At 52.4% G+C, this 15,461-nt stretch carries 12 protein-coding genes; 6 read left to right on the top strand and 6 right to left on the bottom strand.

Features of this window, described 5'->3' with window-relative positions; all coding sequences use genetic code 11:
* Positions 1-25: 25 nt before the first annotated feature.
* Positions 26-3,523 carry a DNA polymerase III subunit alpha gene (locus L1047_RS07090; protein WP_235278197.1) on the bottom strand — a complete coding sequence of 1,166 codons (3,498 nt, stop codon included), beginning with the start codon at positions 3,521-3,523 and terminating at the stop codon, positions 26-28.
* Between the two features lie 214 nt (positions 3,524-3,737).
* On the opposite strand from L1047_RS07090, the gene selD reads away from it, so the two are divergent.
* From selD to L1047_RS07075, 3 genes are all read left to right on the top strand, one after another.
* Positions 3,738-4,799 carry a selenide, water dikinase SelD gene (gene selD, locus L1047_RS07085; protein ID WP_235278196.1) on the top strand — a complete coding sequence of 354 codons (1,062 nt, stop codon included), beginning with the start codon at positions 3,738-3,740 and terminating at the stop codon, positions 4,797-4,799.
* A gap of 129 nt (positions 4,800-4,928) precedes the next feature.
* Positions 4,929-5,426 carry a hypothetical protein gene (locus L1047_RS07080; protein WP_235278195.1) on the top strand — a complete coding sequence of 166 codons (498 nt, stop codon included), beginning with the start codon at positions 4,929-4,931 and terminating at the stop codon, positions 5,424-5,426.
* A gap of 85 nt (positions 5,427-5,511) precedes the next feature.
* On the top strand, positions 5,512-6,645 hold the full coding sequence (locus L1047_RS07075; protein WP_235278194.1) for an ABC transporter permease: 1,134 nt from the start codon (positions 5,512-5,514) through the stop codon (positions 6,643-6,645).
* A 32-nt stretch (positions 6,646-6,677) separates the two neighbouring features.
* Here L1047_RS07075 and L1047_RS07070 read toward each other — a convergent pair whose 3' ends face one another.
* From L1047_RS07070 to L1047_RS07055, 4 genes are all read right to left on the bottom strand, one after another.
* Positions 6,678-7,973: a class I SAM-dependent methyltransferase gene (locus tag L1047_RS07070; RefSeq protein ID WP_235278193.1), complete on the bottom strand. Its 1,296-nt coding sequence runs from the start codon at positions 7,971-7,973 to the stop codon at positions 6,678-6,680.
* A gap of 85 nt (positions 7,974-8,058) precedes the next feature.
* A complete protein-coding gene (leuA, locus tag L1047_RS07065) occupies positions 8,059-9,798 on the bottom strand; it encodes a 2-isopropylmalate synthase (protein WP_235278192.1) in 1,740 nt (579 codons plus the stop codon).
* A gap of 548 nt (positions 9,799-10,346) precedes the next feature.
* Positions 10,347-11,144, bottom strand: a complete 798-nt coding sequence (locus tag L1047_RS07060) for a 3'-5' exonuclease (protein ID WP_235278191.1) — start codon at positions 11,142-11,144, stop codon at positions 10,347-10,349.
* Positions 11,145-11,194: 50 nt separating this feature from the next.
* Complete coding sequence (locus L1047_RS07055; protein WP_235278190.1) at positions 11,195-11,470, bottom strand: hypothetical protein; 276 nt, start codon at positions 11,468-11,470, stop codon at positions 11,195-11,197.
* A 231-nt stretch (positions 11,471-11,701) separates the two neighbouring features.
* On the opposite strand from L1047_RS07055, the gene L1047_RS07050 reads away from it, so the two are divergent.
* The 3 genes from L1047_RS07050 to L1047_RS07040 all read left to right on the top strand — a co-directional run bounded on the left by L1047_RS07050 (position 11,702) and on the right by L1047_RS07040 (position 14,734).
* Positions 11,702-12,502: a prohibitin family protein gene (locus tag L1047_RS07050; protein ID WP_235278189.1), complete on the top strand. Its 801-nt coding sequence runs from the start codon at positions 11,702-11,704 to the stop codon at positions 12,500-12,502.
* An 85-nt stretch (positions 12,503-12,587) separates the two neighbouring features.
* Positions 12,588-13,526, top strand: coding sequence for a prohibitin family protein (locus L1047_RS07045; protein ID WP_235278188.1), 939 nt, complete (start codon positions 12,588-12,590; stop codon positions 13,524-13,526).
* Positions 13,527-13,708: 182 nt separating this feature from the next.
* On the top strand, positions 13,709-14,734 hold the full coding sequence (locus L1047_RS07040; RefSeq protein WP_235278187.1) for an HD-GYP domain-containing protein: 1,026 nt from the start codon (positions 13,709-13,711) through the stop codon (positions 14,732-14,734).
* Here L1047_RS07040 and L1047_RS07035 read toward each other — a convergent pair.
* Positions 14,712-15,377: a ComF family protein gene (locus tag L1047_RS07035; RefSeq protein ID WP_235278186.1), complete on the bottom strand. Its 666-nt coding sequence runs from the start codon at positions 15,375-15,377 to the stop codon at positions 14,712-14,714. The two genes, L1047_RS07040 and L1047_RS07035, sit on opposite strands and share 23 nt — an antisense overlap.
* Positions 15,378-15,461: the final 84 nt, after the last annotated feature.

The following is a 15,461-nucleotide window of genomic DNA, read 5'->3' as shown; positions in this document are numbered from 1 at the left end:
TGATTCATTTTTTCTAAATTCCCAATCAACTCGGCAGTAAAGATTCTCTACGGGCAGTGTATCCGGCCTGACGCAGAGCTTCAACGGTAGCTTGAGCATTCTTGACACAAAATTGGGATCCCATCCGTATCCAAACTTTACGTGGATTAGCGGAAATAGCAGCTACAACAGGGATACGGTTTTCTTCCTTAACTTCTGAACGTTGCTGAGTGATCAAAGTTTGTAACCGATATCGATCTTCCAAGGCTCCAGCAGACTGAAAAGGAATTTCTACGGTTACCCAATCTACCGACTCAATCGGCTGGACATCATCTACAATCAGTTGCACCTGTTCATCCCGTTGATCCACCTTTGCCCAAAGCAACAGCCGTTGATCCACCTCTAGGCGATCTTGTAAGCGTTCATACGTTTTGGGGAAGATCACCCCTTCACAACTGCCGGTCAGATCCTCCAATTGCAAAATGGCCATACGATCCCCTTTCTTTGTCGTCACATTTTTAATAGAGGTGATTAAAGCAATAGCACTAACAGTAGAATCAGCGGCATAATTTCTAATATCAGATAGGTTAACCGGAGCCAATAACCGCGCTTGCTCCTGAATCCGACGCAAAGGATGATCTGATACATAAAAGCCTAGCAGTTCCCGCTCCAGCTTTAATTTTTCTTGTGGGGGAAAATCCTCTGTAACTGGCCCACGAGGAGCCTCAACAAATCCATTGCCATTACTGCTACCATCCCCCAGCAGATCGAACAGACTAGCTTGTCCAATAGCTCTAGATTTAGCTCTGTCTGCTGCCCAACTTAGGATTGGATCTAAATCTGCAATCAACTGTTTACGGTTAGGGGAAATTTGATCGAATGCACCCGCATGAATCAAAGCTTCTATAGCACGTCGGTTAACGGTGCGCAGATCGACTCGCTCACAGAAGTTGGCCAGAGAGGCAAAAGGGCCTTCCACCTGACGTGTAATCAGAATGTTTTGAATAGCACCCTCCCCAACATTTTTGACAGCTCCCAAGCCAAACAAAATACTGGTTCCTTGGGGGGTGAAGTCTAGGCCGGAGCGGTTGATGTCCGGTGGCTGAATTTGGATTCCAATCGATAGACAGTAGGTAATATATCGTTGGACTTTATCTTGATCTCCTCCCACCGATGAGAGCAAAGCTGCCATGTATTCTGTGGGGTAGTTAGCCTTAAGATAAGCAGTTTGGAAGGTTACAAGACCATAGGCTGTAGAATGAGATTTATTAAAGCAATACTCCGCAAAGGCAACCATTTGATCAAACAACTCTGTAGCCACTGATTTGCTAACACCCCGCTCGGCAGCGCCCTGTACAAATTGCTCACGATGTTTCTCCATCTCGGAAACTTTCTTTTTTCCCATTGCCCGCCGCAGCAGATCTGCTTGGCCTAAGGTATACCCAGCCATATCCTGAGCAATCCGCATGATCTGTTCTTGGTAAAGAATCGCCCCATAGGTATCTTGAAGAATGGGTTTTAGGAGATCATGAGCATAAGTGACCGGTTTGCGCCCATGTTTACGATCGATAAAGTCCGGAATCATGCCCGTGTCCAAGGGGCCGGGCCGATACAAGGCCAATACTGAGGAAATATCCTCTAGGTTGGAAGGCTTGAGATCTCGAACTACCTGTTTCATACCTGACGACTCCAATTGGAAGATCCCCTCCAGCTCGCCTTTTTCTAAAATTTGGTAGGTTTTCTCATCGTCTAGGGGCAAGTTATCCAGATCCAGATCTACACGATCATGTTCTCGTATCAGTTCTACAGATCTCTGAATCATCGTCAGGTTACGCAACCCCAAAAAGTCCATTTTCAACAGACCCAAGGACTCGATATCTTCCATTGAATACTGAGTGATGATTTGGCCTTCATTGTTGTACTGCAATGGTACAATCTCATCCAAGGGATCCTTGGCAATGACGACCCCAGCAGCATGAACCCCAAAGGTCTTGTTGGTACCCTCCAGCAGGCGTGCTAGCTCAATCCAGCGATGGGTTGTGGGATCCTTCTCATATTTTTCTTTAAACTCTGGAGCGGGAGTATTCTCACTGATCATTTCCTTAAGCTTGGCAGGTTTACCCCGAGAAACCGGGATCAACTTCGCCATTTTATCTGCTTCTGCATAGGGAATATCCAAGACCCGACCCACATCTTTGAGAATAGCTTTAGAGGTCATGCGGTTAAAGGTGATGATCTGGGCTACGCGCTCCTGTCCATATTTTCGGGTGACATAGTCGATCAATTCTCCGCGCCGTTCAATGCAAAAATCGGTATCAATATCTGGCATTGACTTCCGTTCTGGGTTCAAAAAACGCTCAAAAAGCAACCCATATTTGACGGGATCAATGTTGGTAATCCTTAGGACATAGGCTACTAGGGATCCCGCCGCCGAACCTCGTCCCGGCCCTACCGGGATCCCTTGCTCGCGGGCATAGCGAATGTAGTCCCAAACTACTAAGAAATAGGTAGAAAATCCCTTTTGCTGAATAATGTCTAGCTCGAAGCGCAGTCGTTCCTGATAATCTTTGGGAATTTGATCTGGCTGTTCAGCTCCTGTGCGCTGTTGCAATCCTTGCCAGGCTAATTCGGTCAGGTAGCTATCAGCGGAATGCCCTTCCGGAATGGGATAGTCGGGAATGCGCATTTCCCCAAATAGGTCATAACTTTGGACTTTTTCCATCACCTTCAAGGTATTGGCTATCGCCTCATCGATGATAGCTTGCTCCAGGTGATCTCGACACAACCGGCGCATTTCTTCTGGACTTTTCAAATATTCTGTACCGCTGTAACGAAGCCGGTTACTTTCGGTGATGGATTTTCCGGTTTGAATACAAAGAAGCGCATCGTGGGCTTCCACATCCAAGCAGGAGATGAAATGGCTATCGTTGGTGAGAATGAGCGGGATCCCCAATTCGCGAGCAATGCGCACCAATTGCACATTGACAAAGCGATCCTCTTGGGATCCGTGATCCTGAAGTTCAATATAGTAATCCTCCCCAAATTGTTTCTGATACCAGGCGGCAATTTCACGGGCAATTTCCGGTCTTCGTTGCAAAATTGCTTGCGGCACTTCCCCTGCCAAGCAGCCACTGGTGACAATTAGTCCTTCTTTGTATTGCAGCAGATACTCTTTGTTGATACAGGGACGAGAAAAAATTCCTTTGCCCTGGGTGCCTTGCAGATGAGAAATGGTGGTCAATTTAACCAGGTTTTTATAGCCTTGAGTATTTTTGGCCAAGACAATTTGGTGGTAGCGCGGATATTTGCGATTTTTGTCACTGATGTCGCCGTTGATCACATACATCTCATTGCCGATGATCGGGGTGATCCCCTTTCCTTTACACAGTTTCAGCAGCTCCAGTGCCCCGTACATGACGCCATGGTCGGTGAGGGCAAGACCGGGTAAGCCCATTGCCGCCACCTCATCAATCAAGCGGGGTAACTGACTAGCCCCGTCCAGCAGGCTGTATTCGCTGTGCAAGTGCAAGGGAACAAAGGTCATGTCAACGCTATAGATAGTGGGATCCCCTTCAACATTAAAGCCTTTTCCGACTTCACGCAGGCCTTTGAGCTCGGCAAAAAACCTTATAGAGCAAGAGATTGACCTGAATCTGCTGTATCAGAGAACGCTGGAAAAAGCTATAACCCAGCTTGCGAACCCCCAGTCAGCCGGCCAAGCTCACTAGAGTAGAGACAGCCCTTTTTTTAGAATCTCTATGAATGCCCCAATTCGCCTTACCCAGTACTCCCACGGTGGCGGCTGCGGTTGCAAAATTGCTCCGGCTCAGTTGCAACAGATTCTTAAAGGCATGCCTTTTTTGGCCCCCAACCCGGCGCTACTGGTGGGATCCGAAACCAGCGATGATGCTGCGGTTTATCAGCTGAACGACACCCAGGCCCTGATCTTGACCACGGATTTTTTCATGCCGATTGTCGATGATCCGGTGGATTTTGGCCGCATTGCTGCCACCAATGCCCTTTCGGATGTGTATGCGATGGGGGGGACACCGATTCTGGCTCTGGCAGTTTTAGGCATGCCGATCAACAGCCTGCCGATGGAGGCGATTCAAGGGATCATGGCTGGGGGAATGAACGTCTGCCAGGAGGCCGGGATCCCGTTGGCGGGAGGACACTCCATCGATTCTCCTGAGCCGATCTTTGGTTTGGTTGCAGCAGGCTTGGCCCATCCCGACCACATTCGCCGCAATGCCACCGCCCAACCAGGGGACGACCTGATCTTGACCAAGCCCCTTGGGATCGGCGTCATGACCACAGCCCTGAAAAAAGGCAAACTCAGCGCTGCAGGCTATGGGCAGGTGTTGCAGGTGATGACCCAACTGAATCGCATCGGCTCCCAAATGGCACAGCGACCGCAAGTCCACGCCATGACGGATGTAACAGGGTTTGGTCTACTGGGACATTTGCTGGAAGTCTGTCGCGGCTCGGGTGTGGGGGCGAGGTTGGATCTGTCCGCTGTTCCTTGTTTGGCGGAAGCCATCCCCTTAGCGAAAGCTGGGATCTTTCCGGGAGCTGCTCGTCGCAATTGGCAAGGTTATGAAGGTGTGCAGGCAGAATCTCTTGCCGAATGGCAGCAGTTGTTGCTGGCGGATCCCCAAACCAGCGGGGGCTTATTGCTGGCGGTGGATCCCAGCTTTACCCCAGCTTTACTCCAGGAACTACATCTTGCCGGATATCCCCAAGCCAGCCACATTGGCCGCTGCGAAGCTGGAGACGTAAGAATCTATACAGTTGGCGAGGATTTTGCAGCAACTCTATAGCCAATCCGTAGGATAAAAGGACAAGAAATTAAGTCCGGTTCTTTCTTGCATGAAGATCGCATTAAGCAGCTCCTCTGAACTTTAAAGATTTCATGTAAAGAGGGGGAGGGCTGAGATATCCTAAACACTATGAGCGAACCTTCTCCCAACCACAGCCTGGTTAAGCGGGTTGAGCCAGGGCAGTTAACTCGTAGCCTCAGTAGTGGACAACTGCTGATGCTCGATCCGCAGCGGCACAATGCCCTGATCATCTGCAAAACCTTTCATGCTGAGTTTGCTGGGCCAGGTGCGGCGGTCGGAGGGCCATTGGATATAGAATCTGGGACTGTTCTACCCATTGGAGATGTGGCGTTACTGCATCCGCAAAATCATCAGGAACGGCAAAATGCTTATTCCAAGCGGCTGCACTGGATGCGCTGGTTACAACAAATTACGGATAACCCTCTCCCAACTCAGCGGGCACGAGTGTTGCTGTTTAGTTTAGAAGAGTTTTTCTCCACCGATTTGGTCAGCCAGTTGCCGGATGATATCCTGGCCCGTCTGGTGGGGGTGCTGCCGCAGACGATCACCGCCGCACGGATGGAAATGATGGCTCTCTACAGCCCCAGTTATTCTTTGGCAGGTTAGAAGGGCTTCTCAATTTTGGCTACACTTCAGCTACAGTAAAGACCAGTTTCGTGCTGGCCAGCAGCGCTCACGGGATCCTCGCCTCATGCAGTGGTGGAAACGGCTTCGCCAAAATCGATGGGCCCAAATCGGAGCCTTGATCCTTTTGCTCTTCTACACCTGCGCCATTTTTGCTGAGTTTGTTGCCCCCTATAGCCCCTTACAATCCCAAACCCAGGGATCCCTATTGCCCCCAACTGCCATTCACCTTCAGGATCCCTCGGGTACCTGGCTGGGGCCTCATGTCTATCCGACACGACAGGGGCCGGTGGATTTACAAACAGGGGAACGGACACTCTACATCGACACTAGCCGTCCGGCGGGGATCCGCTTTTTTGTGGAGGGTACTCCCTACCGTTGGTTGGGCCTGATCCCGTCTAATCGCCACTTATTCGGAACCGTTGCACTGCGCCCCGACCCAGATTCACCAGAGGGATCCCCAGAAGCAGAAGATCTACGGGTGGGTCGGTTGAACCTGCTGGGCACCGATGACCAAGGCCGCGATTATTTCAGCCGTCTAATTTACGGCGGACGAGTCAGCCTGTTCATCGGCCTGGTGGGTATTGGAATTTCTTTCACTATTGGTCTTTTGGTGGGGGCGATATCCGGTTATTTCGGCGGCTGGGTGGATATGCTCCTGATGCGGCTGGCAGAAGTATTGATGTCAATTCCCACTCTTTACCTGTTGGTATCCTTGGCGGCGGTATTGCAACTGAACCCACTGACAGGTCTACCTTTTAGCAATGCGGAACGTTTTCTGGTGATTGTGGTGATCGTCTCGTTCGTCGGTTGGGCGGGCTTGGCCAGGGTGATTCGCGGGCAGGTGCTGTCGTTGCGGGATCGAGATTTTGTGCAGGCATCACGGGTGGCAGGGGCGGGATCCCTGTATTTGATGGTGCGCCATATTCTGCCTCAAACGGCAACATATGTGGTAATCTCTGCTACTTTGGCGGTTCCAGGCTACATTGTGGCGGAATCGGTATTGAGCCTGATTGGGTTGGGGATCCAACAACCGGATGCCTCCTGGGGCAATATGCTCTCCCTGGCCACCAATGCTTCCGTGATCATCCTGAAACCTTGGCTGGTGCTGGCTCCCACCTTGATGATAGTTCTCAGTTCTTTATCTTTTAACTTGCTAGGGGACGGCCTGCGGGATGCTCTTGATCCACGGGATCCCTGAAAAGGCTGACAGGAGCAACCCAAGCGCCCAATTTATTCCACCCTTAAAACCAATCGATCCACCTCCCATTGTCGGAATAGGTTGAGGACGTGATCGGCTCTGTCTTCTTGATCAACCAGAATCTCAGCGCCGGAACGCGCCTGTTGAGCCAACGGCAACAACAGATCCAGCACTTGATAACGGCTCGAAGTCATAACCTTGCCGGGGATCTGAGCAATTTGCCAGAAAATATCCATCTTTTGAGTGGGGATCCGCGCTGGGTCAAGTTTGCTCAACAGCTCCGAGAAGGGTACCTTTTGATCCAAATAGCGCACGCTGCCATGCTGGACAAACATTGGATTCAATTGCCAACGGAATCCTTTAAAAAACTCAGCAGTAAAGGGATCCCAGGCAGCAATTTTCTTGCCTTGATGGCAACACCAGAACAAATTTTGCGTGTGGTATAGAGGTTCCAAACACTCAATCACCTGAAGTTGTTCAATGCGAGAAAGAGTTTCATACCGTCGATGAAACTCAGGATGGGTAGAAGCTACCAAAGGCTTAGCATTCCAATCATCTCGATGCGGGGCAACATCGATAAACTCCAAACCCACTTGAGCTACAAAACCAGGAATTTCCCCAATATCAAAGGGAATATCGTTGACGTGGAAGAAATTATCGACTATGTTCTCATCCTGTAAATAGTATTCTTTATTAGCAGTGGCGTGCTTAGCCAAAAGAGAATTGGGATTGGCTCCGTTCAACAACTGTCGTACAAAGGCAATCTTTTCTGGAGTGGCGGGCGGGGTAATGCCCAGCAGTTCTAAAGCCTTACGAATGCGATACAGGTGCCAGCGTCCTGAGCGGTTGTAAAGCATCAAGGCGATCACCCCATCGGGGGCTAGCCGCGACACCAAATTGCCCAAAGCCTTGAGGGGATCCGCCGTATGGTGAATCACCCCATAGGAGCTGATCATGTCGAAGCTGCCTTCAGGCCAGGTGGAGGGATCCAACAGATCCCCGTACTGCACAGAGCAGTGGCTCAGGCCGTGATGCTTGATGCGCTGCTGGGCAATTTTTAAAGAAGGGCGGCTGATATCGATTCCCACCACCGAGGCGTAGCCAGGATTACTGGCGGCAATGCCATGTACCTCATAGCCTGTGCCACATCCCCCCACCAAAAACTTGGCTCCTGTGGGCTCTTTTAAGAGGCGGGTGCGGGCATACTGGGCCAAGGTATAGCTGCCCAGACTGGAGAAGCCCTGAAAAGGCTGATCGTAGGGGACAGGAGGATAGGGGAAAGTCTCGTACTGGGCTTGTACCGCCAGGGTGATATCCGCTTCGTTCACAAAAAGCACTTCCTTCCACACAGTCCTCCCCATCCTACGGTCTTCACAGGGTTTTGGGCTGGGTGACTTTCTTGTCTTCAGCTCCTCAAGCCAGCACCAGGGATCGAGTCTTAGGATCAGCCGTCTGCTCTGGGCCGTAGGCTTGGTTCAACCCCGAGAAGATCGCCTTAAAAGAAGCCGCGACAATATTGGCATCTATTCCTACCCCATATCGCAGGGATCCATCCGGCCAACGCAGTTGAATATAGGCGGCGGCTCGACTATCTGCCCCGGTACCGATGGCATGCTCTTGGTAGTCGATCACCTGGATGGAGTCTGGGATTCCGGCGTTGATCCCGTTCACCAAAGCGTCGATAGGGCCATTGCCTCTCCCCAAAAACTGGCGTAGCTCTCCCACTTGCCGCACCATCACCTGTACCTCCACCTGTTGGGGATCCTTGTGACCTAGAGCCTGGGGCATCTCAAGCTGAGTACGAATCTGATGGCCAAGATAGGTAAAGGGATCCTGTCTTTCCAGGTAAATCTGGTGAAACAAAGCGGCAATTTGCGCAGCCGAAAGTTCTCGGCCCGTGGCATCGGTTACCTGTTGTACCCGTTGGCTGAACTCAATTTGTAACCGACGCGGCAACTTGAGGCCCTCAGCTCGTTCCAGCAAAAAAGCCACCCCCCCCTTGCCCGACTGGCTGTTCACCCGAATCACCGCATCGTAGCTACGACCGACGTCCGCCGGATCCAAAGGTAGGTAGGGGACTTGCCAGAGACCCTGAGGCTCTTGGGCTGCAAAGCCTTTCTTAATCGCATCCTGATGGGATCCCGAAAAAGCTGTGAACACCAAATCCCCAGCATAGGGGTGGCGTGGCCCAACGGGTAATTGGGTACATTCCTCCACACAGCGGCGAATCTCATCCAAATCCGACAGGTCAAGACCGGGATGGATCCCTTGGCTGTACAGATTCAATGCCAACGTCACCAAATCCACATTGCCTGTGCGTTCTCCATGGCCAAACAAGCAGCCTTCCACCCGTTCTGCCCCCGCCATCAAGGCCAACTCCGCAGCAGCGATCCCTGTCCCTCGGTCGTTGTGAGGATGCACGCTCAACACAATGCACTCTCGATGGTTTAGGTAGCGGCCCATCCACTCGATCTGGTCAGCATACACATTGGGGGTGGCCAGCTCAACCGTAGCGGGCAAGTTGAGGATTAATTGATGCTCGGGTGTCGGCTGCCAAGTATCGGTAACAGCATCACAAATGGCCTTGGCAAAGTCCAATTCTGTACCTGTGAAAGCTTCCGGAGAATACTCTAAAAACCACTCGGTTTCGGGTTGTTGGGCCGTCAATTCTTGGATGAGGTGTACCCCTCGCACCGCCAAGTCGATGGTGCCCTGCCGATTTAACCCAAACACCACGCGGCGAAACTCCGGTGCAGTGGCATTGTAAAGATGAACAGTGGCTCGCTTCACGCCTCGCAAAGATTCTAAGGTGCGTCGAATGAGATCTTCACGCGCTGGGGTGAGCACCTCGATGGTGACATCCTCTGGGATCCGATCCTCTTCGATGAGGGTACGCACAAAGTCAAAATCTGTTTGGGAAGCCGCCGGAAACGCCACTTCGATCTGTTTAAACCCGATCTGCACCAGTAACTCAAACATGCGCAGTTTACGGATCCCATTCATAGGCTCCACCAAAGCCTGGTTCCCATCCCGCAGATCGGTACTCATCCAAATGGGGGGTTTGCAGATCACCCGATTGGGCCAGGTGCGATCTGGCAAGTGAATCGGTGAAAAAGGACGATATTTGACATTGGGATCCGCAAGCATAACCATAGCTAACACCTCAAAAGATTGAACTGATGAAATGGGTGAGCAGCAAAAACAAGCCCTGATTACAGAGCAATGGAAGGAATTGAGTTGGATGGATTGGCAGTGTTAAGCAGAGATCGTTGATCAGAACGATTGGCGTTGTTAAACCAAAATCTGTCAACCAAAAATAATCTTCAGACAGCAGAAACAGGCCGGAATAGCGCAAGCTAGATAGCCAGGGGCAAGCCCTGCCTATTAGAGAAACCAGGCAACTCAGGGATGAGCAGCCAAGGCAGTAGGGTTGGAGGGATAAAGAATATTAGCGCCCAAGGCGCAGTCGCAGCCCCAGCAGCAGAACCAACAGGGTTTGGCTTTGCAACTGTGTGGAAGAAATCGGGGCGGCAAAATACATCATGGATTCAAACAGGATTCAGATAGAAGCTATTGCCATGCTGGCTTTTTTACTACTCTTACCAAAGGTATTCCAGCAGTTGTGTAAAAGTCAAGGTTTCATTTTGCAGAGAATGTCCAAAACGGGATCCCGTCTTAATCACCTTAATAGGCCCACGCCCTCACTCCATCACTTGAACTGACAGGTTTCTCTCCGCCAATGCTTCCACCTCGTCCCGACGGTACAGATAAGCGCCACTGCGACTGGTGCGGGCCATGAGTCCTGCATTTTCCATCTGAGCGCGGGCTTGACGGGCAGAACATTCCAGGATTTGGGCTGCCTGGCCCAGCGGGATCCACTGCCGCCCAAAACGAGCCAACACCTGTTCTTCTGGCTCACAACACACCTGCTGCAACAGCCGCTCCGCCAACAGCCAACAGGCTAGGGTATCTGCTGCTGCTCGGTGGGAGCGCTTCCCCCCCGCCACCAGGGGCCCCTCCAACTGAAATTGGAAATGCTCCACCAACGCGGGCAAACTGCGGGAGGGCAAATCGGGCAGCAACAGCCTCGCCAACTGCACCGTGCACAGTTGCTCCGTTTTCGGTCGGGCAAATCGGATCCCTAACCGCCCATATTCCATTTGTAAAAAGCCGTAGTCAAAAGCCAGATTGTGGGCTGTCAGCGTCCCAGACTCCAGATCTGCTTGAATTTCCGGCCAAACCACTGCCGGGTCGGATCCTTGGGCTACCATCTCGGAGGTAATGCCGGTCAAGCGCACAATCGCAGGCGGGATCGGAACGCCCGGATCCAACAACCAAGCCCGATGGTCGAGGATCCCTTGCTCTAAGCTGGCCTTGAGGAGGGAAATCTCGATCACCCGCTGCCCAGGCACACAGGATCCCGTGGTCTCTACATCAACAACTGTCAAAGTTTGACCGCACAGGCGGCGGTAATGCTGCAAAAGATCCCGAGAGCGCACAATCCAATAGGGAAAAGGCCAAACCCATCTTCGCGCCCAACCGGGATCCCTTACACTTGCAGGGCTTGTCTGGGGTAGGCGGGCAGTTGCCAGCACATCTCCAGCCAGTTCTTCAGCTCTTGGGGCTGGCCAGCAAGGTTCATCTCCACCAGCAAAAGGGCGGCACGGTCGGCGGATCCCTTGGATCCCAGACGGATCAAAGCGGATAGGCCTTCTTCAGACCAGCGCACCGATACCCCCTGCCGGATTAATGCCTGGGCTGCGATAGCGATGCAGGACTGGGGCACTTGGACATCCCGCCGCTCGTAATCGGGGATAGATAGCATGAACGGCAACCCAAATCTTTAGGATGTCTTAATCTTCTTCTGTTTTGAGGGCATTCGCCAAGGGTCTTTGCGAAGTATGAAGTGATCTTTTGTGAATACTTGATGTGAATGCATTGAGAATACTGGCTTGCGGGAGGGGCGGACTGGGCAGGGATCCCTAGTGGCATCAAGCTTAAAAGATGGCAGCGATTTTCTGGTCTTGTCCCAACCTATCCGTCAGAATGGCGGCATATGCTTAGGGGTCATGAAATGGGAGTGGGTCGCTGGTTGCCCCAGGCTACCTTCGCCGGAGCAGTGCTGCTCCTGGTGGGGATGGGCAGGCCCTTGCGATTGGTGGGCAACGGAGAAAACTTGGTGGTGTTCACCTGGTTTGGTGGGGTGAGCCAAACAGCTTTACAGCCAGGTTTGCATTGGGTGCCTCCCTTCGTCTCTCGCACACTGATTTTCGATGTGAAAACCCAAACCCTGACCTGGAAAGACGGGGATCAGACGGCCTATGCTCCTCGCTTGGTGGCGCTCTCCCAAGATGGGCAACAAATTCGGGTTGAGGCGACCTTGCAATTTCGCATTCTCGATGCCCCCAAGGTTTATACCCAACTGGGCGAAGGCTACCTAGATCGCATCGCTCCGATTGTGCGTTCTGTGATCATCAACGAGACTGCCGGGTTTTCCGCCCAAGCCCTTTACTCCACCCAGCGTCCGATGCTGCAGGGGCAAATTCGTGAGCAGGTGGCCACTTTACTGCGGGAATACGGCATCGAAGTTTTGGATCTGCTGCTGCGGGATGTGGATTTCGATCCTGATTTTGTGGCCGCCATTGAGGGGAAGACCATTGCCGAAAATCGCCTCGCCCAGAAGCAATTTGAGATCGAGCAGGCCCGCCAAGATGCGCGCACTGTTATTTCTCAAGCGGAAGCAGAAGCAGGACAATTGCAGGCCAAAGCACGGGCTCTCACCCAAAATCCTCAGTATTTGGAGGTGGTGAAAGCCTCTGTGCTCGGATCACGGCTGGAAACTTTGGTGACCCAATAAGTTCGCTCCAATTCACCAAATTCTCCCCTACCCCACCTATTCTCTAGTATTCCTTCTCACAAACGCTGCGCCAGGAGCCCCCATAATGCCTAGAAGAGAAGAAGCAGAACCGAGTAGGACGGGTTGGCTGATGGCCGGAGGGATCGCCATCTTGGCGGCTTTGGGGATAGGTCGTTCCTGTCTATATGTTACTCCACCTGGACATGCCACGGTTGTGTTTAACACCTTTTCCGGCCTACAAGAAGGACGGGTGGAATTACCCGGGGTGATTTTTGTGGTGCCTGGCATCGATACCCCGATCACCTACAGTGTGCTCACCCGCGTCTGGGAATTTACCGATAATCCTGCCTCTGCCAACGCCATTAGCAACGCAATCACCGTCAACACTGCCGACGGGCAAGCCTTTGCCCTTGATGTGGCTATTGCCCTCAAGCCCAACCCTGCCACTTTGGACGAATTGCACGCCAATATCGGCGAAAATTACCTATCCACAGTGGTGGTGCCCGTGGTGCGCTCCAAAATTCGGGATATCTCTGCATCTTTCGATTCAGAAGATTTCTACCGCAAAAGCCAGCGAGCCGCTATCGAACAACAAGCCTTGGCTCTGATCCGGCAGGAAATGCCTACCCTAAAGCGGGACGGCCAAACCCTTTTCCTGCTGCAGGTGGATGGCGTGTTCCTGGGTAATCCTGATTTTCCAGAAGCTCTGAAGGATTCTATTGAGCGTAAGCAGGTGGCCTCGATTACGGCACAAACGGCAGCTGTACGAGCCCAAATTCAGGAGAAAGAGACGGAACGGCTGTTGATCTTGGCGGCGGCCAACCAGCGGGCTATTGAATTGAAAGGGCAAGCGGCAGCCCAAAATGCGCAACTGGCGGATCTACTGTTTTACGAAACCCTACAGGAGCGCATTCAAAACCCGACCGGCTCTGCGCCGCCTTTGCGGATTATCCGTGTAGAAGGAAATTCCACCGTGTTTCTGAATGTGGATCCCCATCAGGCTGCCCTCCAAAGAGCGCAATAAGTTCAGCAAAGTTGCGGTGTGCAGGCCATGGAGTCTTGGTATAGAGTGTAGCCACAAGTTGAGTTTGAATGACAACATCTGACTCTATCCTTCGACATCTCGCCTTTGGGGGTTCGGGTTGAAGTTCTGGATGCTTGCGCAGTCCAACTGGCAAAACTCACTGTAGACTGGACTTGGCTGCCATGGATTCTCGTGTGACCCACACTCCTTTTCCGCGCCCGAACCTGAAGCTAGTGGAGTCGGATCATGTTTTGGTGGTCGATGACCAAGCTAGCAGCCGTCTTTACATTAGTGAACTCTTGCGCTCAGCCCACTTCAGAGTCAGCGAGGCCATTAATGGCGAAGATGCTCTGGAAGCTGTAGAGCAACTGCAGCCGGACTTGGTATTGCTGGATGTGTTGATGCCGGATATCAATGGATTTGATGTCTGTCGGCAATTGAAAGCCAACGATCTGACCCGCTTAATTCCCGTTGTTTTGATCACCGCCCTGACGGATCGCTCCAATCGCGTTAAGGGGATGCGGGTGGGGGCTGATGACATTTTGACCAAGCCTTTTGACCAAGTGGAGCTGCTAGCACGGGTACGTTCCTCCATTCATCAAAAGCGCCTGAACGAAGATTTGGATCATGCTGCTAAGGTGTTGTTCGGCATTGCCCGTGCTGTGGAAAGCCGGGATCCCACCACTGGTGACCATTGTGAACGGTTGGTGGCGATGGGGGAACAATTTGGTCGTTATTTAGGCTTACCCCGTCAGCAAATCAAGGCGCTCCGCTGGGGCGGTTACCTGCACGATATTGGCAAAGTTGGGATCCCGGATGCGATTTTGGGCAAACAGGGCAAACACACCCCTGAAGAGTGGGAAATCATGAAGTCCCATGTGTTGATCGGGGAAGAAATATGCCAGGGCTTGCGCACCATGCAGGATGTGCTGCCCATTATTCGCCATCACCATGAGCGCTGGGATGGCAGTGGTTATCCGGATCATCTGGCAGGGGAGGAAATCCCTCTGTTGGCCCGCGTTTTTCAGGTGATTGATATTTACGATGCCCTTACCTCCTCGCGTCCTTATAAAACGGCCCTAAGTGTTGAACAGGCCCTGGAAGTGCTGCGGGAAGAAACTCGTCAAGGCTGGCGGGATCCCAACTTGGTGCGTGAGTTTTGCGACTTTATGTTCGTTACTGCCTTTAATTTGGTGGGGGCGGAATAGGCAAGGCCGGGTGAACAGCCTTTGGGGTTTGGGCGACGACGATCACTCCTGCTACAGGGATCCCGGCGGTAGCTAGCACCTGCTGGGCCGCGCGGATAGTGGAGCCGGTGGTGTAAATGTCATCCACCAGCAGCACAGGTGTGGCAGGAGTACGTCTCAGGGCAAAGGCTCCGGCTAGATTCTCTTGTCGCTGCAGCGGGTCGAGCTCGTGTTGAGCCACCGTGGCTCGCACCCGTACCAACCCCTGAGGAAGATGGCGCAACCCCGTCTGCTCACAAAAGGCTTGGCTAATCAGAGCCGCTTGGTTGTAGCCCCGTTGCCGCAGTCGCTCCCGATGGAGAGGGATCGGTAGGACTGTGTAGGGTTGTCGCTGCCGGTTGTGTTCCCGCCAACGGGATCCCAGCCATTCCCCCAGAACTGATCCAATCCGCCGTTGTCCCTCGTATTTCAGTTGATAAATCGCTCTGCGTAACCCGCCGCGATGGATCCCCCAGGCATAAAGGGGCCAGGGTGTCGTGGTGATCGGCCAAGCGGAAATCCGATCCGCCTGCAATTGGTTCTGGCAATCCTGGCAAAACACGTTTTTGGTAGAGCGCTGGCAGAGCGGACAAGGAGGCATAATCCACCAATCCAGCCATCCCATAGCAGGCTCCCCAATGGCTGCTGATGTTCCTTAGCTTAGCCAAGACCGCCACCGACAAGAGAAATCAGGAGGATTATGATCAGG

Source organism: Synechococcus sp. Nb3U1 (assembly GCF_021533835.1).
In the GTDB taxonomy this organism is placed as follows: Bacteria; Cyanobacteriota; Cyanobacteriia; order Thermostichales; family Thermostichaceae; genus Thermostichus.
The sequence above is the reverse complement of the archived record's forward strand: the minus strand, read 5'-3'. Positions and strand labels throughout refer to the sequence as shown.

Coding starts and splice junctions, on each gene's coding strand:
- L1047_RS07080 (WP_235278195.1), top strand. CDS start 4,929: ATGAGCGAACCTTCTCCCAACCACAGCCTGGTTAAGCGGGTTGAGCCA.
- leuA (WP_235278192.1), bottom strand. CDS start 9,798: ATGGTTATGCTTGCGGATCCCAATGTCAAATATCGTCCTTTTTCACCG.
- L1047_RS07035 (WP_235278186.1), bottom strand. CDS start 15,377: ATGGGATGGCTGGATTGGTGGATTATGCCTCCTTGTCCGCTCTGCCAG.
- L1047_RS07055 (WP_235278190.1), bottom strand. CDS start 11,470: ATGCTATCTATCCCCGATTACGAGCGGCGGGATGTCCAAGTGCCCCAG.
- L1047_RS07050 (WP_235278189.1), top strand. CDS start 11,702: ATGCTTAGGGGTCATGAAATGGGAGTGGGTCGCTGGTTGCCCCAGGCT.
- L1047_RS07075 (WP_235278194.1), top strand. CDS start 5,512: ATGCAGTGGTGGAAACGGCTTCGCCAAAATCGATGGGCCCAAATCGGA.
- L1047_RS07040 (WP_235278187.1), top strand. CDS start 13,709: ATGGATTCTCGTGTGACCCACACTCCTTTTCCGCGCCCGAACCTGAAG.
- selD (WP_235278196.1), top strand. CDS start 3,738: ATGAATGCCCCAATTCGCCTTACCCAGTACTCCCACGGTGGCGGCTGC.
- L1047_RS07090 (WP_235278197.1), bottom strand. CDS start 3,523: ATGACCTTTGTTCCCTTGCACTTGCACAGCGAATACAGCCTGCTGGAC.
- L1047_RS07045 (WP_235278188.1), top strand. CDS start 12,588: ATGCCTAGAAGAGAAGAAGCAGAACCGAGTAGGACGGGTTGGCTGATG.